This window comes from Bacillus sp. ISO11 (assembly GCF_003458115.1).
GTDB classification, from domain to species: domain Bacteria; phylum Bacillota; class Bacilli; order Bacillales; family Bacillaceae_G; genus Bacillus_A; species Bacillus_A cereus.
This window is the reverse complement of the sequence record NZ_QXCO01000011.1, coordinates 93,402-113,651: the sequence shown is the minus strand read 5'-3', so window position 1 is coordinate 113,651 and position 20,250 is coordinate 93,402. Positions and strand designations below refer to the sequence as shown.

Genomic DNA, 20,250 nt, shown 5'->3' with positions numbered 1-20,250 from the left:
TTTTACAATTCTATAATATTAGAAACTAATATATTCAAATCATTTTCAGTTTGTAAAATCCTCTGTTTTTCCTTTTCAAATACATCTTCTTCTTTTCGAAATGACTCTTTTCGATTTTGAATCATACGATTCATTTCTTTTTTACTCGGTCCACCGTATACATTTCTTTTTTGAATAAAAGCTTCTGGCGATATAATTTCTTTCCACTCTTTTTCTAATAAATTTATTTTAAAATGTTCTTGCAAGTACATATTTACCTCTTTGAAGTGTAATTCATGTAGTTCTTTTTTCTGTTCCAATGACATATTTGCAATAGCACTTGCTGCATGATGAGCGTGCCGAAATGGAATTTCATAGTTTTTTGTTAAAACATCGGCGAAATCCGTTATCGTTATTGCATGTTTATATGAACGACTTTTTAACGTTTCTTCTTCTACTTTCATCGTTCGGATCACTGCATTCATCATACAAAAAACACGAATTGCCTTTTCAATCCCTTTATATAAATATGGCTGCAAGTCATCTTCCGTATCGACAATATCACCAAATGGTGTATTATGAATCATTTGAAATACTGTAAATGCTTCTCCTAAAGCACTACTCGTAATTGCACGAGCGTGCTCAATTGAAACCGGATTTCGTTTTTGCGGCATAATACTACTGATTTGTACATATGGCTTTGCAACAGTAATACCGTCATATTCTTTCGTTGCTAACAACAAAAAGTCATGAATCCATCTACTCGTATTCGTCATCATTACCATAAGTAGCGAGCTAACTTCTAATAAATAATCCGCTCCAGCAACAGCATCATATGAGTTCTCAATTACATTTGCAAATCCAAGTAGATGAGCAACTCGTTCTCGTTTAATCGGGAAACCTGTTGTAGAGAGTGCAGCCGCCCCCATTGGAGACTGATTTAAAAGCTGGTACGTTTTTTTCATTCGTTCTAAATCTCTTTGCATCGTATCATAAATTGCTAACGTATAATGACCAAATGTTGTTGGCTGTGCCGGTTGTGTATGTGTATAAGCTGGCATGATTGTTTCCTTATAATCAGCAGCAAGTTGTAGTACACTTTCTTGCAATAACAAATGATGTTCCATTAATCGTAATACATATCGCCTTAAACTCATGCGATACATCGTTACACCCATATCATTTCTACTTCTACCAATATGCATATTACTTACAAAATCGCATTTCGCTTCTTGAGAAATTAAATGTTCGACTAAAAAAAAGAGATCTTCATGCTGCTCTGTATAGAGCAATTGCTCTTCTGGAATTCCCTCTACCTTTTTTAATGCGTGTAATATAACTTTAGCTTCTTCCTTTTTCATTAAATTTTCTTCCGTCAGCATCGCAATATGTGCTTTATGCACTTGAAACATATCTTTCAATAAGTAATTTCGTTGAAAATTAAATACATGTTGTAATACACAATCCACATATGTTTTTCCAGGGAAATCAGCGCCTTCACTCTTTATAAACTCTTCTTTACTCTGTTTCATCACCTTTTCCCCTCTCACCTAAGTATTACTACCCATCATACCCAGAGATAGAAAAAAAGTGCTTGTACATAAAAATAAACTCGGTGCTCTCTGCACCGAGTTTATTTAATAAAAGTCGCATCATACTTATCACTTTGCAACACTTGGAAATGTAAGTTTGCTAAATGTTTCCGTATTTCTGCACTATCGTCTTCATTTAAATTATTCGCCAAAAACACAATCTCCGTACAGTTTCCACGTTTATCCATAGCGTAAACTGCTTTTGTAACCGTCCAAGGTGTGTAACCATTCTTTTGCCCAGCATGTCTGAATGTTTTACGGTATTTTTTGGCACTCATGTCTGTTTCAACGATATTTGCCCACACTTTTTCTTCAGCCTCTGTCAAGCCACCTTTATGGTTTGCCTTTTGAAGTAATACCATATAATCATTTGCAGAAGCTGCTGGTAATCTATCTGACCAAATTTTGTCGTAACGTTCCTCTAAATAAAGCGGAATTTCCTTCTGTAATAATGGTCCCTTCTTCTTTAAGCGTTCATGAATAACCATCGCATATTCACGATATTGCTCTTGAGACATTTCTTTTAACTTTTTCTCTATTTTATATTTTGGAACATGTAATTCTTTATGCAAATATCCCGGAATATACAAAGATGAAACGATTGGAAATAGTGGTTGATGTGCAGGAAGTGATAAACTTTGTAAATTTCGATTGATGTTATCTAATCCTAACAATTCCATTAAGTATTCAGCATTTGCATTCGAACTAAACTTAACCATTCCTTTTGCCACTTCTTCTAAAGAAACCGCTCCTTCAGTTATCTTGCCCGTCTTCTCCAAATACCTTTGCCATCTATCTTGTGCACCACCATCTGTATTCGGTACATAATAGCGATTCACATCATTAATCGATACGAAACTAGACGAATCAATTTTCCCTTCAGTAACTTGTTTCGTATATTCAAGCGCCACAATTAATTTCATCGTACTAGCAACTGGCAATACAACATTTGGGTTTACAGAATAGACAACTTTATCATTTCTCTTTACTAGAAGCGCACTATTTTTTTCATCTTTATGTTCTTCAATAAAAGATGCAATATACTGTGCATCATCATTATTTGAACTCCACACTTTTTTCACTAAAAAGTTACCCGATATTAGCAAAACGAAAATACCCACAACCACTGCGCATACTATAGTTTTTTTCAAGTAAAATTCCTCTCCTATTGTGTAACTCTTCTCTCTATCTTTAAAAAACAAAATAATGGAGATGGTTATTTAAATAACCATCTCCATTATTTTAACTTGTATACTCCTATTATGTCTACGTCATGATTTTCACAAAATCCTCAAGGAATTTTTTATAATGTAATGACCAACCAATTCGCACCCAATTTTTTAATGCTTTTGCATCAGGTTGAGGACGGAAATCTGCAATACTTTCTCCTTTTGCTATTCCCACTGTATCTACATCGACACGGCGATACACATAATCCAATATTGAAGGATTTGCGGCAACCATCATTGTAACGACGTCATGTACTGGACTTCCTTTTATTTTCGGATTTAATTTTCTATAAGCTTTATAATAATACGTAAAAATCGGTTCAATTAATTTATTAAAACTTGTTTTAGAATGTTTCGTAATATACTTTACCATTTCCGGCGTAATAATAGCTTCAGATGTAACATTGAGCGGCACCAGTGTCACATTCTTGGCATTTTGCATGACTAATTGCGACGCAATCGGATCACCATGAAAATTCGCCTCTGCGACTGGTGTAACATTGCCTGGCATTAAGAAAGCACCCCCCATTATATAATATTCTTTTACATACTTCATCATTGGCTTTTCTAAAATAAATGCTGTCGCTAATGTTGTTGATCTACCAGCATCGACTATTATTAATTCCCCTTTATATTTTTCAAGAATGTCAAAAAACTCACAAAAAGGCTTTATATTTGGAGAAAGATTTTTCGGTGGTCGAATTGGTCCTAAGCCTTCCGCCCCATGAATTTCTGGATAATACGTTGTAATATCTCCAGATAAAGGGATTTTCGCACCATTAATAACAGGTATATCTTCCCTACCTGCTAACTGTAATAAATATGCCGCATTACTTGTCGCCTTTTCTTGCGTTACATTTCCATATCCTGTAACTACACCAACAATATCAATATCAGGATGCAACAATCCATACATAATTGCTAAAGAGTCATCAATTCCTGGGTCTCCTAAAAATAATACTTTTTTCATCGACCTCAACTCCATCCCCTCAGTTGTTATTAATTTATGAATAACCGTGGATATACAGAATAAAAAATGAACAAATTCACACAAAAAAACGCAGTCTTATAAGGACTACGTTCTTCAGCTAACCTATACTGTTTTTTTTACAGCACTCATACTTCCAATGATGTAAGCGATAAACGCAAAACAAATCGGGAAGACAACTGTATGTATACCGAACGGATTTGGATAGAAAAGATGAATACACATATATGAGCCTACCCCAACTAAAATAGACGCAAGCGCTCCTGTAGCATTTCCTTTCCTCCAATATAACCCTAATACGATTGGCCAAATGAATGCAGCTTCTAATCCACCGAAAGAAAATAAATTTAGCCATATTAAAAAATCTGGTGGTTTAATTGCCGCTGCATAAACGAGTAGTCCTACAATACCAGTAATCCACAAACTTCCTTTTTTTATCGTACTGTCTGCTGCATCTTTATTTATGTAATTTACGTATATATCTTTAATAATTGACGAGCTTACAAGTAATAATAAAGAATTTACTGTAGACATAATCGCTGCCATCGGTGCAGCTAAGAAAACTCCAGCTAACCAAGGTGGCAACACTTCCATCGCAAGTAGCGGCATTACTTTATCTGGTACCGTTATACCTGGAAGTACTACTCTTGCAAATACACCCGTTAAATGCATACCGATCATAATTGTACCTACAACAATCGTCCCAATTATTAACGCTTGATGCATCGCTTTTGAATTTTTATAAGACATGGCACGCACGCTAATTTGCGGCAAACCAACAACGCCAATTCCAATTAAAATCCAAAATGATGTAACATATGATTTCGTTAAACTGCCATCTGCTCCGAATGGTGTAATTAACTTTGGATTAATTTGAACAAGTTCCTGCATAATCTTTTCAATTCCACCACCAGCAATGACAGTAGCAATTAAAATGATTGTTGTTCCAACTAACATAATGATTCCTAATAATGTATCTGATAGAGCAACTGCACGAAATCCACCAATTAATACGTACACAAGTACAGAAAAAGTAAATAAAAATAGTGCTGTTGTATACGATAGCCCCGTTAGTGACTCGATTAATCGTCCACCACCGACCCACTGGGCTACTGTCGCTGAAAATAAAAAGATAATAATACATAACGCAGAAAGTATAACAACTGCTTTATTATTGTATCTCCCTTTTAAATAATCGATAAGAGTAATTGCTTCCATCTTCCTAGCGATAATTGCAAACTTTTTACCGATAACCGTTAAAACGATATACCCTGTTACAACTTGAATCGCAGATAACAGTACCCATCCAAGACCCATATTGTAAGCAATACCAGGGCCACCAATAAAGCTACTTGCACTACCGTACGTAGCAATCATTGTCATCGCTAATAATAAACCGCCTAGCTCACGCCCACCAAGAAAATATTCTTGCAAAAATTTATTATGAGCAGTTGCTTGCACGCGTCTTGAAGCATATACACCAATTAAAAATACAACGATAAACGAAATTATCATTGGAATGATTACATACCAATTCATCTATTATTCCTCACTTTTTTCTTCCTCATCGAGTGAAATATCTTGAAATACAAAACGAACAACTAAACTAAGTAAAATAACCATAACGATAAATCCAACGATACAGCTATAAAAAAACCATGCGGGAAAACCTAATACATATGTATATTCATTCGGATTTTTACTACCAAGCCCATAAGCAAATCCATACCAAATTATAAAATTAATAATAGCAAGTCCAAGACCAATTAACGCTTCTCTATGGGCTATTCGAAAGCGTGGATCATCATGATAATCTTTCATTTTTCCCCCTCCTCTCACGATGTATTATTGTACCATTGTTCTTCTAGTTTTTCCTACTAGAAAGCAAAAACAAGCAGGATTTTTTATAATCATATAGAAGCTTCTCTTACATTACATATTTTTTACAATTGTAACACAAATGAAATTTGAATTTTCAGTATTTATTAATTATGATTTTAATTAGAGGCTTTCCATCTAGTTTCCACATCCTTGATTTCGGAATAAGCGCCGTCTCGTACTGCGTTTACATTATATTTTCAAGGGGGTTATACAATGAGTCAACTAGCTGTAAATCTTCATGAAAAGGTAGCGAAGTTTCTTCAAGGTACAAAAAAGTTATATGTGAATGGATCTTTCATTGAAAGCGCTTCCGGTAAAACATTTAAAACACCTAACCCAGCAACTGGCGAAACACTTGCCGTCGTTTCTGAAGCTGGTCGCGAAGATATTCATAAAGCTGTAGTCGCAGCTCGTATGGCTTTTGACGAAGGTCCTTGGTCTCGTATGAGCACTGCTGAGCGAAGCCGTCTCATGTACAAGTTAGCTGATTTAATGGAAGAACATAAAGAAGAGCTTGCACAGCTCGAAACATTAGATAACGGAAAGCCAATCCGTGAAACAATGGCAGCAGACATCCCACTTGCAATTGAGCATATGCGCTATTACGCTGGCTGGGCTACGAAAATCGTTGGTCAAACAATTCCTGTTTCCGGTGATTACTTTAACTATACACGCCATGAAGCTGTTGGTGTCGTTGGTCAAATTATTCCTTGGAACTTCCCGCTTCTTATGGCAATGTGGAAAATGGGAGCAGCGCTTGCTACAGGATGTACAATCGTTTTAAAACCTGCAGAACAAACTCCACTATCTGCTTTATACTTAGCTGAATTAATTGAAGAAGCTGGATTCCCGAAAGGTGTTATTAATATCGTACCTGGATTCGGTGAATCAGCTGGACAAGCTCTCGTTAATCATCCACTCGTTGATAAAATTGCATTTACCGGTTCTACTCCTGTCGGTAAACAAATTATGCGACAAGCATCCGAATCATTAAAACGCGTTACACTTGAGTTAGGCGGTAAATCACCAAATATCATCTTGCCGGATGCTGATTTATCTCGCGCGATTCCTGGTGCACTTTCTGGTGTTATGTTTAACCAAGGACAAGTATGCTCTGCTGGATCACGCTTATTTGTTCCGAAGAAAATGTATGATAATGTCATGGCTGATCTCGTCCTCTATTCTAAAAAACTAAATCAAGGTGTCGGTCTTAACCCTGAAACAACAATTGGTCCTCTCGTTTCTGAAGAACAACAAAAACGTGTAATGGGCTACATTGAAAAAGGGATTGAAGAAGGCGCTGAAGTACTTTGCGGAGGAAGTAATCCATTCGATCAAGGCTACTTCGTTTCTCCTACAGTATTCGCTGACGTAAATGATGAAATGACGATCGCAAAAGAAGAAATTTTCGGTCCAGTTATTTCTGCAATACCATTTAACGATATTGATGAAGTAATTGAACGTGCAAATAAATCACAATTCGGCTTAGCGGCTGGTGTGTGGACAGAAAATGTTAAAACAGCACACTATGTTGCAAGTAAAGTACGTGCAGGTACAGTGTGGGTAAACTGTTATAACGTGTTTGATGCAGCATCTCCATTTGGAGGATTTAAACAATCTGGTCTTGGCCGTGAAATGGGATCTTATGCATTAAATAACTATACAGAAGTAAAGAGCGTTTGGCTTAACTTAAATTAATGAGAAAGAACCTGACCTATCCGGTCAGGTTCTTTTCATTATGTATTCCTTTAAACTTGCAGTCCTCCGCTCACATTTAATACTTCACCTGTAATATAAGATGCGTATTCTGATGCTAAAAAAGCTGCTGCGTTCGCAATATCTTCTGGCGTTCCAATTCTACCAACTGGAATAGCGCCAACCATCTTTTCTTTCACTTTATCTGGTATCGTTTTTGTCATATCTGTATCCATAAAACCCGGACAAATCGCATTACAAGTAATACCGAAGCTTCCAACTTCTTTCGCTGCTGTTTTCGTTAAACCGACAACTCCTGCCTTTGTAGCCGCATAATTTGCTTGACCTATGTTTCCTTCTCTACTAATTGAAGATATATTAATAATGCGTCCATACCCTTGTTGTCTCATGTAAAGAAGCGCTGGTTGCATACAATAAAAAACACCAGTTAAGTTCACTTGTAATACTTGTTCCCAAGCAGACTTCTCCATTTTATGTAACATTGCATCTCTTGTAATTCCGGCGTTATTCACCAAAATATGTAATGTACCGAATTTTTGAACCGCATATTCAATTAACGACTTCGCTTCATTTTGATTACTCACATCACATCGATATGAGCACACTTCATATCCTTCATCTGATAACTCACGTGTCGTTTTTTGTAGATTCTCTTCATTTACATCGCTAATTAATACTTTCGCCCCTAGTTTTGCATAAACCCTTGCAATCTCTTTTCCAATTCCCTGTGCAGCTCCTGTTACAACAGCTGTTTTCCCATTTAAAAACTCCATTCCTATCCCCCATTTCTATTACTTATACTGTATATTTCGGCTTTTTGCTTTTCAATTCCTCTTTGTATAAAAAAGTCTATTTGTGTCAAACTAACTTTGCAACGTCGCATAAAGTGAAACTTTAATTAGTGGGAAGTTTGTTCATCCCCCACTGATTATCAGCCCTCACCAATCGGGCATTTACGGGCAGTTAATCTCCCACCTAGCTTCTTTGTTCCATCTGAGTTTTAAGGTTGGAGTTTTACTACCCGTTATGCGGGATAAAGTGCAAGGAGATTGTGTCGAATGAATAAAAAGAATTTCAAACAAAGCAAAGCAACGGATGGCATTGATGTTGAGTTCTCTCGCGAACTCGCTGACCACAATGACTTAGAAGCAAACGCACGTGCAAATGCCGCTGATGCACGTCAAAAGCGCCAACCAACCGAAAAATAAGGTACATCACAACCTTATTCTTTTCAAAAGGGACCTACTACCCAACAAAATAAACCGAGAGACATCTCTCGGTTTATTTTCTATATTTTTTTGCATAATGAGCCAAAGTAAGCAACGGATATATATGAGCATAACTATGATAACGAATATAAAACCCACCTGGTAAACCTGTTCCAGTAGGATATTTTTCATTTATATAAGGGTTGGAGAGCAAATATGAAATACCTTTTCGAATAACTGACGTTTCTTTATCATAGTAAGAAATGAGGGCATCTAACGCCCATGCTGTTTGGGATGGTGTACTAAATGGCAAAGTAACAAATCTTTTTTCTACACTACTTTGGCAAGATTCTCCCCAGCCACCATCTTCATGCTGTATATGTTCAAGCCATAAAGCTGCTCGTTTCAATGATGGATCGCTAGATGGTATTCCTAGTGACCGTAAACCAGTCAACACTGCCCACGTACCATATATATAACAAATTCCCCATTTCCCATACCACGATCCATTTTCCTCTTGTATATTCATTAACCAATTTATCGCACTTTGTTTTTGTTTCTCGGGCAATTCATTTTGCGTATACGTTCCGAAAAATTCTAACACTCTTCCTGTAATATCTGGTGTAGAAGGGTCTGTAATCATATCACTTGCATTTTCGATTGGTAAATTTGCTAATATACGGCTCGTTACCCCTTTTTCAAAAGCCCCCCAACCACCATCATTATTTTGCAATCCTTTAACCCAATTAACCGCTCGCTTCCAAGCATTATCTACATTTTCGTTCCCTCTACTTCGCGCCAATGCTCTTAACACAGCAGTTGTATCATCAATATCTGGAATCGTCGTATTCACATCCGAAAAGCCCCAACCACCCGGGAAGAGATCCGGTGCATGTACACTCCAATCTACTTTCTTCGTTTGCTGTTTTCTTAGTAAATATGCTGATGCATTGTGAATCACTTTACTTGCTTTCGGAACTTGAGCTTCTTGCAAAGCATAACTGAGTAAAGCTGTATCCCATATAGTTGATGGAGAGTTTTGCAAATGGCTCCCTCTCTCCATCTTCCATATATAAGATGTAATTCCCATTATAGCCTTCTCAATAATTGGTGATTGAATAGAATGTCCTAATGCAAGTAAAGCATAAATCATATAAAACGAGGCAGTTGCGTAGCTATATAATGTTCCATTTTCATCAATACGCTCTTTCATAAAACGTTCTACTTCCTCATATCCTTTATGATGCAAAGAAAGTGGATACGTTATAATTTTCTTCACGTCACTTACTAACGTTTGAAAAACTGGAGACCGATCCTCTCGAAACCATTCTCCGCCCCCGCCTGCAATGTGATTTAAATTTGGCAATAACTTTTTCCCTACTCGAAACCTTTTATTTAAACACAACATCATTGGAATTAAATGAATACGTGCTGAGCTACTCAATTCAAATATACTGAGAGGGGAATCATTCTGCAGAAACATAATTGGTGTTGGCAAATGAAAAAGAGAAGGATATTCATATTCTCCATGAATCGCTAATAAAAACTTCGTCATAAAATGAGCACGTGCTACCCCACCGCGCTCATTTATAAACATTTCCGCTCGCTTCATATTCGCATCTTCTTTTGTATATTTTTCCGATACAAGTAAGGCGGCATAAGATTGAATGGTAGCTGATAAATTACCTCCCACCTCATCTTCATACAATTTCCATGTTCCTTCATTTGTTTGAAGTGATGCTAATCTTTTCACAAACGGTTCTATCTCTTTATCTCTACCTAATAATTTTAATAAAAAAATCATATGGCAATCTGTTAATGGAGCTCCTTCAAAACAAAACCGCCACGTACCATCTTGCCGTTGCATTGTTTGAAGTGCAGTTGTTCTTCTCGCTATTTCTTCATGCACTTTTTCATATAATAACAAGTTACTCACCCACCCTTTCGAAATCCGTATAACGATATTCAAAAAGGTAGCTGAATATGTATAAAAACAAAGAAAAGCAGAACATATAAAATGTTCTGCTCATAAACAATACCCTACTCCGACAATAATTCCTAATAAAGCACCGACTACTACCTCATACGGTGTATGCCCAACAAGTTCATTTAACTTCTTATATTCTGTTTCTCTACCGTGAAAAAAGTCATTCAATATTTTTGCTTGTTTACTTACTGCAAGCCTTACTCCTGAAGCATCATACATAACAATAATGGCAAAAATAGTAGCAACCGCAAACATCGAGCTTTCCACACCTTCCACTACTCCAACTCCTGTAGCAAGCGCTGTAACTGTTGAAGCATGAGAACTTGGCATCCCACCTGAAGCAAAAAACTTTGCAAAATCAAATTCACCTGTTTTAACTAATTTAAAGACTACTTTCGTTAATTGTGCTAAAAACCATGAAATTACAGCTGCCATAAGCGGATCATTATGTAAAATTGTTTCCATGTTCTCAGCTCCTTACTAGCTATAATGGAAATCCTATATAGTATCAGTATAAAGAAAAATGCGTAGAAAATACTACGCATTATGATACTTTTGCTGATTTATTTTTTATAAATTTCGGTTGTTTCTGCACTAAAAACTTAGTCTTCGCTACCGAGAATACAAATAATGCAACCCATATACAGAAAAATGCAATCATATGAGTAGATGTGAAATGTTCACCAAATACGAATACACCTAAAATTAAGCTAATTGTTGGTGCAATATATTGTAAAAAACCTACCATATAAAGCGGAATAAGTTGGGCTCCTTTTGCAAAATAAAAAAGTGGTAGAGCTGTAACAATACCCGCTCCTATTAATAGTAATGTCGATAACATTGAGATAGAGCCAAATGAGCCGAAACCATGTACTCCTGTCATTACTAGATAAATAATCGCAAACGGCGTTACTAACATCGTTTCCATCGTAAGTCCAATTGTCGCATCATAGTTTAACAATTTTTTCGTTAATCCGTATAATCCAAATGAAAGGGCAAGTGATAAAGAAACCCACGGGATAGCCCCGAAACGTACTGTTAAAATGATAACCCCCACTCCAGCTAAACCAACTGCAACATATTGCCAGAAGTTTAACTTTTCCTTTAAAACGACTGTACCAAGTAAAATACTAATAAGCGGATTAATATAATAGCCAAGACTCGCTTCAATAACATGATTATGATTAACGGCCCATATGTAAACAAACCAGTTTCCACTAATCAAGACTGAAGCTATTGTTAATGACATTAATAATTTAGGTCGTTTAAAAAGATTCACAAATTCCCCAATAAACTGGCGAAACCTCTTCGTAACACCTAATACGAGTAACATAAAAACAAACGCCCAAACGATGCGGTGTGCTAATATTTCATCTGCTGGAACTTCCTCAACCCATTTCCAATAGATTGGTAGTATTCCCCACATCGTATAAGCACCAGCCGCATATAGTATCCCTTTTTTTTGCTCTGCTGATTGACTCCCCATCTTCCTTTTTCTCCTCTTCTCATTTTTTCTCCATTATACGGTCTCACATGCTCACTTTACCAATAATCAATCTGCATTTCTTTCGACATTTCTCATACAACGAATAATAAACATACCGTTATTACAACAAGTAACGGTATGCCGAAAACAAATTTCTTTTTATGAGTTTTATGATGAAACATATACATGCCAATCCAAGCTCCAACTGCTCCCCCAGCTGCCGCTGATAAAAACAACGTACTTTCTGGCGTTCTCCACTGTTTCTTCTTCGCTTTTCGTTTATCAAGCCCCATAAGGCTAAAAGCTATAATGTTAATAATAAGAAAATAAATCCATTTCATCGCTTTCTCTCCTTATGAAAAATTCGCTTAATGGTAACACGAAAAAACGACGGAAACAACTGAAGAACTCTTTTTATCCAACTAGTTTCATTCCTTTTTCTTAATTAGTTACCTTCATATTTACATAACCAACTAAAATCGCAGTTAAAGCATTTAATATAGAAAAATGTTATGAGCAGAATCCTATATTTCATTACATTCATCCACTACCATATCATCAAAAAAATTGCTCTCAATCACTTTCTCATCAAAACGAAGAACTACAATTAGCCCTACATATAAAGAAACAAAATTTAGAAACCATTCCCCATTCTCATCTTTCTTAGCTAAGCATTTAAATATCTCTTGAAATTGCATACGCTCATCTGTCGCAACAACCGGTCGCACGCCAAAATATTTCAATACAAGATGTAGGTTGAGCTGCACGGATAATGATAAAATATACTTTAATAACTCGGTATAATGAGCAACATTTTTTTGACTATATAACTTCACAAGCTCTTGATGTAAAGTAGAAATTGATAATTCTTCTTTAGTCACTTTTGTTGCTTCTATCATTTCAATCATCTTTTTCATATCCATTCCATTTACCCCTCCTGTTACAAAACAAAAGCCAAAGTATACTTATTTTATAATCAACAATAATTGATTATTTCTCGTCTCTCTTTCTTCTTCACTTACTAAGTCATACTTTTTTAAAAGATGAAATACATCATTTAATATTTCTTGTGAATGATTACCTTGTAAAAAATTTTTTAACCCTTTAAAAATCTCTTCTGATAAAAAATTCTTTTGACTTTCAAGCTTATTCATCACATCTTCAATAGAATGATCAATGTTACATGCCATACTAAACTTCCCCCTCTATCCTCTATAAATAATATCCTCAGCTAACGATGTAAACACTTCTCCAACAAGAGAATCTTCATCATATACAGATGAACCATTATTTTCTTCACGTTTCGCAAAAGGTATTTGGGCAATTACTTCTGTTTGCAATTGTTCTGCAAGCATTTCGCCGCCGCCTTTTCCGAAGAGATAATTTTTCGATCCATCTTGTTCTTCATAATAAGCCATATTTTCCACAATACCTAAAATCTCATGCTTCGTATGTTTTGCCATTACACCGACTCTTGAAGCAACGAATGAAGCTACATTGTGCGGAGTTGTAACAATTATTTCTTTCGCTTGCGGAATCATCGCCGCAACATCGATCGCAACATCTCCTGTACCTGGTGGTAAATCAAGTAATAAATAATCTAATTCTCCCCAGTGCGTATTCGTAAGAAAACTTTGAATCCATTTATTTAGCATCGGTCCGCGCCACATAACTGGGTTATTTCCTTCTGTAAAAAATCCCATCGACATGATTTTAACACCGTGACTAATGACTGGAATTGCCGTTTGATCAATCATCGTTGGTTTCTTATTCGTTTCCATCATAGCTGGAATACTAAAACCATATATATCTGCATCTAATATCCCCACTTTTTTGCCCATACGCGCTAGTGCAGTTGCAAGATTAATTGTCACCGTTGACTTTCCAACTCCGCCTTTTCCGCTCGTTACAGTAATAAAACGTACTCCTGAATCCGGGCGAAGCATGCTCGGCATACCAGTTTCTGTTCTAGTATTTTTCTTTAATTTCTCTGTTAAAGCTGTACGTTCTTCTTGTGTCATAGAACCAAATGTTACCTCCACTTTAGAGGCACCAATTGCGTGAAGTGATTCTTCAATATCTTGTTGAATTTTTGCTTTTAACGGACAACCTTGGATTGTTAGTACTACTTCAAGTTTAACCTCTGTTCCGTTCATTTGTATATTTCTAACCATATTTAATTCTACAACACTTTTGTGTAACTCTGGATCCTCTACATGTTTTAATGCATTCATTATTTGTTCTTGAGTAAGCATAGAACTCATCCCTTCTCTTATTCTAATTTATATACAACATTTTCTTGGCGCTTCATCTGGTGAAAAAGCTTATCATCCACCGCTAACAGGCGGGATTAATGCGACTATATCTCCAGCTTTTATCATCTCTTCATTCATTACAAACTCTTCGTTAACAGCGACCATCACTTTCTCCAACGATTGTAAACAATAGCTGGCTTTGAGCCATTCTTTTAATTGTTGCACTGTCATTTCTTGCTTTTCTGAAATCACTAATCGATCCGATTCAACTTCCTCACGCAAATTTGCAAACAATAAAATTATAATCATTTTCTCATTCTTCCTTCTTTGGTTTTCCTTCTGGATATGGTGTATTTTCAAGTTGATCTCCAATCCACATCGTTCCATCTTCCCAAAATTCTTTTTTCCAAATTGGAACAATTCGTTTTATACGTTCAATCGCGTACTCATTCGCTTCATAAGCTACTTTACGATGCGGTGATGACACTGCAATGACTACCGCAATATCCATTATTTCTAGCCGCCCTACACGGTGCGTAATTGCTACTTTTGTATCCGGCCATCTTTCACAAATTTCTTCTCCAATTCTCATAAGTTGTTTTACTGCCATCGGTTTATATGCTTCATACTCTAAATGTAGCGTTCGTTTTCCTTTTGTTAATTCTCTCACCGTACCAATAAATGTTGTAATCGCACCTGCTTCTCTTCTTGCGACTTTATTCGTTACTTCTTCAACTAAAATCGGATTATCTACAATCTCAAATAGCACTTGTTCCATTAAAACCACCTCTCACTTTATGAAATGTCCAAGGCCATTCACTACCTTCGTTATCTTCTAATAAAAGAACATCGACAAACATATCTTTTTTATATCCTCTTGTCCCGCCCGGCAATACGATAAACGCGTTGGATTCTGCCAATGAAGAAACTGAGCTAGATTTATCAAACCCTGATGGATAAGCGATTAATTTCCCCTCATCATATTGCAATTTTGCTCGTACAAATCTTGTAAATGGATTCGGTTTTAGAAAATCTTCTCCTAATAACGTTTTTTCTCTTTTTAAATGTACTTTTTCACTAAACATATACGTCCGAATACACGGTCTTACGAATAATTCAAACCCTACATAACAAGCTGATGGATTTCCTGATAAACCAAATAATAACTTGCCATTTAATTGTGCTACAGTCGTAACACTTCCTGGTCGCATTGCAACTTTATTAAAAAGAACAGATGCACCTAACTTTTCGTAAATAGCTGGTAAATAATCATAATCTCCTACTGATACACCGCCCGTTGTAATTAACATATCTACTTGGCCAAGCGCTTCTTTCACAGCTGTAAAACACGTATTAAAATCATCACTAAACTTCCCAAAATATTTTACTCTTCCGCCCGCTCTTCGAATTTGAGCCAATATCATGTACGTATTACTGTTTCGGATTTTCCCTGGCTGTAATGAATCATTGACATCCAGTAATTCACTCCCAGTCGCTAACAGTCCAATTACAGGCTTTCTCGCAACTGGTACTTCACTATAACCGAATGTAGCAAGAAGAGCTGAAATACCTGGATTAATGTACGATCCTTTCTTTGCAAGAACCGTTCCTTTACGAGCATCTTCACCTTGAAAAGAAATATTGTCGCCCTTTTTGAATGATCGCTTCACTTCCATATAATTGTTGCCATTCTTCTCATATTGACGAGTCAGCTCTAACATAACAACCGCATCACACCCATTCGGAATTTGTGCTCCCGTCATAATTCGAACTGCTTGAAACGGAGCTACTTTCTCATGGAATAGCGATCCTGCACCAATTTCACCCACTACTTCAAATACAATTGGCGTTTCATAACTTGCTAAATTAGTATCTTCTGCTCGAATAGCAAATCCGTCATATGGTGAACGATTAAATGACGGTACATCATGGTCAGCTACTAAATCCTCTGCTAATATACGTCCATAAGCTAATTCAATTGGTAATAGCTCCTTTAAGCCTTTATCAGCAAATCCCATCACTTTACGAACAGCTTCTTCAACCGTAATTGGCACTCTTCTTTCCATTGTTGACACCCTCTCTATTAACCGAATACGCGATAATATAGTTGTTTCGCTTTCGAAATATCATTTGTACCATGAATAAAAACACGACCATCTCGAAAAACAACCACGCGGTAATCATCGAATTGGCAAGATAGTAAATACGGATTCCGATCTACTTTCCCCAGTTTTTGTAATACTTTTTCTATATCATCAAAATTGTATTTCCTATTGTCTACTGTTCTAATTTGAACTGTATTTCTTCCGCATAAAACAGCTGCTTTCGTTTGATTTTCGTATGATAAATAAGGATAAGTTCGATTCAAACCGCATGAGAGACAAGCGTCTGTTTTTATTTTCCCTAATTTTATAAAATGATTTTGATTACTCCATATATCAAACATGAAAAATGTTTTTCTAATTGCTGAGAAATCTTTCACTAAAATTTTGAGTGCTTCTGCCACTTGATATGCTGCGACGATTTGAACAGTCGGGCTAATAATTCCAGCGGTATCACATGTCACACCTGTAACAGGAATATTTTTCAGCATACAATGTAAACACGGTGTCTCTTGCGGAATAATTGTATAACTCATACCATACGATCCAACGCAAGAACCATATACCCAAGGAATATTATGTTTTTGTGATAAATCATTTATTACAAATCGAATATCAAAATTATCTGTTGCATCAATGATTACATCTACATTTTTTAATAGACCTTCCATATTTTCTGAAGTTGCATCCATTACGAAAGCATGTATTTGTACTTCCGAATTAATTTGTTCTAACCGATTTTTTGCAGCAATTGCTTTCGGCATTTTCTCTCTCGCATTTTGTTCAGAGTACAATTGTTGCCTTTGTAAATTACTCCATTCAACGTAGTCACGATCAATAATCGTCAACTTGCCAACACCTGCACGTACGAAACTTTCGGCACTTGCACTTCCTAATGCGCCTGCCCCTACAATTAACACATGTTTATTTCGAATTTTTTCTTGTCCTTTACTCCCAATTGGTTTGAACAACTGTTGTCGTGAATACCGATCAGCCATTACATACCCTTCCTCTCAAGAACTCTATTTCATATTAGAATGTTGTTTCTGATAACAAGCAAAGTAAGCAAAACCAACAAACCCAGCTCCTCCAATTACATTTCCGATAAAAACAGGAACAAAATTTTTAGCCAAATCCATCCACGTTAGATGACCAGCAAAAATAACAGCGGAAATGACAAACATATTTGCTACTACTTGCTGAAATCCAATCACTACAAATGCCATAATTGGAATCCAAATTCCGATGATTTTTCCGACAAAATCACTCGTCCCGTAAGCGAGCCAAAGAGCAAGACAGACGAGCCAATTACAACCAATTGCTAAAATTAAAGTTCTCCCAAATGATTCATGTAACTTCCCTTCCGCTATCGCTACCGTTTTATTTAAATACTCTCCCTCTGTTAATCCGCCAAGATGTCCAAAGCAATACGCAACGAAAATTGCCCCAATAAAATTCATGAGAGTAATCCAAACCCAGTTATTCAGTACACTTATCAATGTAATTTTCTTTGCATAAAGCGCCATAGACAGTGACATCATATTTCCCGTAATTAATTCTCCTCCTGCTAATACTACGAGCATGAGTCCAACAGGAAATACTGCTCCTCCTAAAACATTCACTAGACTTCCCCAGCGCTCAGGTAAATTCCCTAAAACTCGAATGTTAAGTAAAAAACCTATCGCAATAAACGCTCCTCCTAAAAAACCGAGAATAAGCATCGCTGGCAATGTCTGTCTTACTTTTTGAACACCGGCCTCAATGACAAGCTCAGCAATTTGTTCCGGCTTATGAAATGCCATTACCCATTCCTCCATTTTCTCCAAATAAAAAAGCAGCTTCAAAAAACCTCCTCAAAATAAAGGTTTTTGAATGCTGCTTAATTTCTCTGCACATCTTTTACAGAGATATCAATCATCACTTTTACTATAAAATAGAAAATCCACAACTCTTGTAAATTTTCCATTTTTTCACTATGAAGCTAGCTATATATATTAACCACCGATATGTGACATTTCAATTTTAGGTATTGTTTTCTTATTTGTATGATTTAAGCGTTCATCTGAATAACGATCTTCCCTATTATTCCATATATCGCGTACTACATCTGTAATGTCCTCATCTGTATGTTCAGAACGAAGCAATTCTCTTAAATCATTTCCTTTAGAAGCAAATAAGCAAGTATATAATTTTCCTTCTGCAGAAATACGAGCTCTCGTACATGATGAGCAAAAAGAATCTGTTACTGATGAAATAATACCTATTTCCTCATCACTTCCTATATAACGATACCTAGTAGCCACTTCACCAGAATAATTTGCTTCTATCCGTTCTAACGGCATAACTTGATGAATCGTATCTACTATTTCTTGTTTAGAAATGACTTCTTTTAAATCCCAACCATTATAATTTCCAACGTCCATATACTCAATAAAACGAAGAATATGCTTATTTTCCTTAAAGTATTGCGCCATCTGCAAAATGTCCTGTTCGTTTTTTCCCTTTTGAACGACCATGTTTATTTTAATTTTCATTCCAACTTCAGCTGCAGCCTGTATTCCTTCCAGAACCCTTTGCACTTTGCTCCTATTACCATTTAAATAGAAAAACCGCTCTTCTTCTAAGGAATCTAAACTAACTGTCACACGTGATAAACCCGCCTTATATAAATCAGGAGCAAACTTTTTAAGTAACGATCCATTGGTTGTTAAACCGATATCTTCTACACCATCAATTTTATTAAGGCGCTCAATAAGCTTTGGAAGCCCTCTTCGAAGTAACGGTTCTCCGCCTGTAATCCGTAATTTTCTCACACCTAAAGAAACGAAAATACGTGTTATCCTTTCAATTTCATCAAAAGATAAAATTTTATCATTAGACAAAAACGAGTAATCAGGACCAAATATTTCTTCTGGCATACAATATCGACAGCGAAAATTACAGCGATCAGTAACTGAAATACGTAAATCCTTTAACGGACGTTGCAACTTGTCTAATGTAACTGATTTCATCTTCATTGCCTCACTTTTATTTTATATTTAAAACACGTTCTGGATGGGTATACACATTTAAGGAGTGATTACGAATAAATCCTATTGTCGTAATACCTAAATATTCCGCTAGTTGCAAAGCTAACTCAGTTGGAGCTGATTTTGATAGTATAATTTCACAACCGATTTTTGCAACTTTCAATAATATTTCCGAAGAAATACGACCACTAAAAACAATGATTTTATCTTTTATAGAAATATCGTTTCTTAAACAATAACCGTAAATTTTGTCTAGTGCATTATGCCTACCAATATCCATTCGGCTTAAAATAATACCATTCACATCACATAAAGCTGCATTATGAACCCCACCAGTATGATGAAACGTATCCGCAGATTGCTGCATTTCTTTCATTAACCGAAAACAATCCTCTGCCGCAACCTGTACATGGACACCCTGCATTTTTTTTGCACTTAGTGCATCATTGGCAAAAACAAACCCTTGCCTACTCATACCGCAACAAGACGTAATATATCGTTTATTTTGCATTTGTTCATAATACGGATTTACTTTTGTCGTTGTTACATGTACAAATCCTTCTTTCTCCTGCACCCATACACTATCAATATCTTCATACTTTCGAATGACTCCTTCAGACGCTAAGAATCCTATTACCATATCTTCTATATATTCTGGAGTACTAACCATTGTAACAAACTCCTGTCCGTTCATTTTAATGGTGACAGGAAACTCTGTTACAATGCTGTCCTCTATATGCTTAAACGCCCCTTGTTCATAACGAAAGATTTCTCTTTCTACCTGTATCGGTTTCACGA

General features: G+C 36.2%; 22 protein-coding genes. 2 read left to right on the top strand and 20 right to left on the bottom strand.

The window, feature by feature from the left end; translation table 11 throughout:
- Positions 1-2: 2 nt before the first annotated feature.
- From argH to D1166_RS14395, 5 genes are all read right to left on the bottom strand, one after another.
- Entirely contained in the window at positions 3-1,511 is a 1,509-nt protein-coding gene (argH, locus tag D1166_RS14415) for an argininosuccinate lyase (protein WP_000813991.1), read from the bottom strand.
- 101 nt (positions 1,512-1,612) lie between these two features.
- Positions 1,613-2,722 (bottom strand): serine hydrolase, encoded by a 1,110-nt coding sequence (locus tag D1166_RS14410; protein WP_000751377.1) that lies wholly within the window; start codon positions 2,720-2,722, stop codon positions 1,613-1,615.
- Between the two features lie 115 nt (positions 2,723-2,837).
- Entirely contained in the window at positions 2,838-3,785 is a 948-nt protein-coding gene (locus D1166_RS14405) for a nucleoside hydrolase (RefSeq protein WP_080451403.1), read from the bottom strand.
- A gap of 108 nt (positions 3,786-3,893) precedes the next feature.
- Positions 3,894-5,327 (bottom strand): sodium/pantothenate symporter, encoded by a 1,434-nt coding sequence (panF, locus tag D1166_RS14400; RefSeq protein ID WP_001104815.1) that lies wholly within the window; start codon positions 5,325-5,327, stop codon positions 3,894-3,896.
- A 3-nt stretch (positions 5,328-5,330) separates the two neighbouring features.
- Complete coding sequence (locus D1166_RS14395) at positions 5,331-5,609, bottom strand: YhdT family protein (protein WP_000656239.1); 279 nt, start codon at positions 5,607-5,609, stop codon at positions 5,331-5,333.
- Between the two features lie 273 nt (positions 5,610-5,882).
- On the opposite strand from D1166_RS14395, the gene dhaS reads away from it, so the two are divergent.
- Complete coding sequence (gene dhaS / locus D1166_RS14390; protein ID WP_000080265.1) at positions 5,883-7,367, top strand: aldehyde dehydrogenase DhaS; 1,485 nt, start codon at positions 5,883-5,885, stop codon at positions 7,365-7,367.
- Between the two features lie 50 nt (positions 7,368-7,417).
- On the opposite strand, the gene fabG is transcribed toward dhaS, so the two are convergent.
- Positions 7,418-8,158 (bottom strand): 3-oxoacyl-ACP reductase FabG, encoded by a 741-nt coding sequence (gene fabG, locus D1166_RS14385; protein WP_000395038.1) that lies wholly within the window; start codon positions 8,156-8,158, stop codon positions 7,418-7,420.
- A 285-nt stretch (positions 8,159-8,443) separates the two neighbouring features.
- Here fabG and D1166_RS14380 point away from each other — a divergent pair, with 285 nt between their 5' ends.
- Positions 8,444-8,593, top strand: coding sequence for a YfhD family protein (locus tag D1166_RS14380; RefSeq protein ID WP_001035813.1), 150 nt, complete (start codon positions 8,444-8,446; stop codon positions 8,591-8,593).
- Between the two features lie 73 nt (positions 8,594-8,666).
- On the opposite strand, the gene D1166_RS14375 is transcribed toward D1166_RS14380, so the two are convergent.
- From D1166_RS14375 to fdhD, 14 genes are all read right to left on the bottom strand, one after another.
- On the bottom strand, positions 8,667-10,520 hold the full coding sequence (locus D1166_RS14375) for a terpene cyclase/mutase family protein (protein ID WP_097855723.1): 1,854 nt from the start codon (positions 10,518-10,520) through the stop codon (positions 8,667-8,669).
- Positions 10,521-10,619: 99 nt separating this feature from the next.
- Positions 10,620-11,045: a divergent PAP2 family protein gene (locus D1166_RS14370; protein WP_000447820.1), complete on the bottom strand. Its 426-nt coding sequence runs from the start codon at positions 11,043-11,045 to the stop codon at positions 10,620-10,622.
- Positions 11,046-11,124: 79 nt separating this feature from the next.
- Positions 11,125-12,066: an EamA family transporter RarD gene (gene rarD / locus D1166_RS14365; protein WP_000535537.1), complete on the bottom strand. Its 942-nt coding sequence runs from the start codon at positions 12,064-12,066 to the stop codon at positions 11,125-11,127.
- A 92-nt stretch (positions 12,067-12,158) separates the two neighbouring features.
- Entirely contained in the window at positions 12,159-12,407 is a 249-nt protein-coding gene (locus D1166_RS14360; RefSeq protein ID WP_000871346.1) for a DUF1294 domain-containing protein, read from the bottom strand.
- Between the two features lie 183 nt (positions 12,408-12,590).
- Positions 12,591-12,989 carry a hypothetical protein gene (locus D1166_RS14355; protein WP_000367289.1) on the bottom strand — a complete coding sequence of 133 codons (399 nt, stop codon included), beginning with the start codon at positions 12,987-12,989 and terminating at the stop codon, positions 12,591-12,593.
- Between the two features lie 42 nt (positions 12,990-13,031).
- The gene (locus D1166_RS14350; protein WP_000752377.1) at positions 13,032-13,256 is read right to left on the bottom strand and encodes a hypothetical protein; all 225 of its coding nucleotides are present in this window, start codon (positions 13,254-13,256) and stop codon (positions 13,032-13,034) included.
- Positions 13,257-13,271: 15 nt separating this feature from the next.
- A complete protein-coding gene (locus tag D1166_RS14345; RefSeq protein ID WP_000957511.1) occupies positions 13,272-14,321 on the bottom strand; it encodes a P-loop NTPase in 1,050 nt (349 codons plus the stop codon).
- A gap of 72 nt (positions 14,322-14,393) precedes the next feature.
- Positions 14,394-14,630, bottom strand: a complete 237-nt coding sequence (moaD, locus tag D1166_RS14340) for a molybdopterin converting factor subunit 1 (RefSeq protein ID WP_000583942.1) — start codon at positions 14,628-14,630, stop codon at positions 14,394-14,396.
- A 4-nt stretch (positions 14,631-14,634) separates the two neighbouring features.
- The gene (gene moaE / locus D1166_RS14335) at positions 14,635-15,099 is read right to left on the bottom strand and encodes a molybdopterin synthase catalytic subunit MoaE (RefSeq protein WP_000438664.1); all 465 of its coding nucleotides are present in this window, start codon (positions 15,097-15,099) and stop codon (positions 14,635-14,637) included.
- A complete protein-coding gene (locus tag D1166_RS14330) occupies positions 15,080-16,387 on the bottom strand; it encodes a molybdopterin molybdotransferase MoeA (protein ID WP_000442195.1) in 1,308 nt (435 codons plus the stop codon). Before D1166_RS14330 ends, moaE begins: the two co-directional genes overlap by 20 nt.
- Positions 16,388-16,404: 17 nt before the next feature.
- Entirely contained in the window at positions 16,405-17,421 is a 1,017-nt protein-coding gene (locus tag D1166_RS14325) for a molybdopterin-synthase adenylyltransferase MoeB (RefSeq protein WP_000785271.1), read from the bottom strand.
- Between the two features lie 24 nt (positions 17,422-17,445).
- Positions 17,446-18,225: a formate channel gene (locus D1166_RS14320; RefSeq protein WP_000863998.1), complete on the bottom strand. Its 780-nt coding sequence runs from the start codon at positions 18,223-18,225 to the stop codon at positions 17,446-17,448.
- A gap of 192 nt (positions 18,226-18,417) precedes the next feature.
- Entirely contained in the window at positions 18,418-19,434 is a 1,017-nt protein-coding gene (gene moaA / locus D1166_RS14315; protein ID WP_000844120.1) for a GTP 3',8-cyclase MoaA, read from the bottom strand.
- Between the two features lie 16 nt (positions 19,435-19,450).
- Positions 19,451-20,248: a formate dehydrogenase accessory sulfurtransferase FdhD gene (gene fdhD, locus D1166_RS14310; RefSeq protein WP_000802691.1), complete on the bottom strand. Its 798-nt coding sequence runs from the start codon at positions 20,246-20,248 to the stop codon at positions 19,451-19,453.
- Positions 20,249-20,250 lie beyond the last annotated feature (2 nt).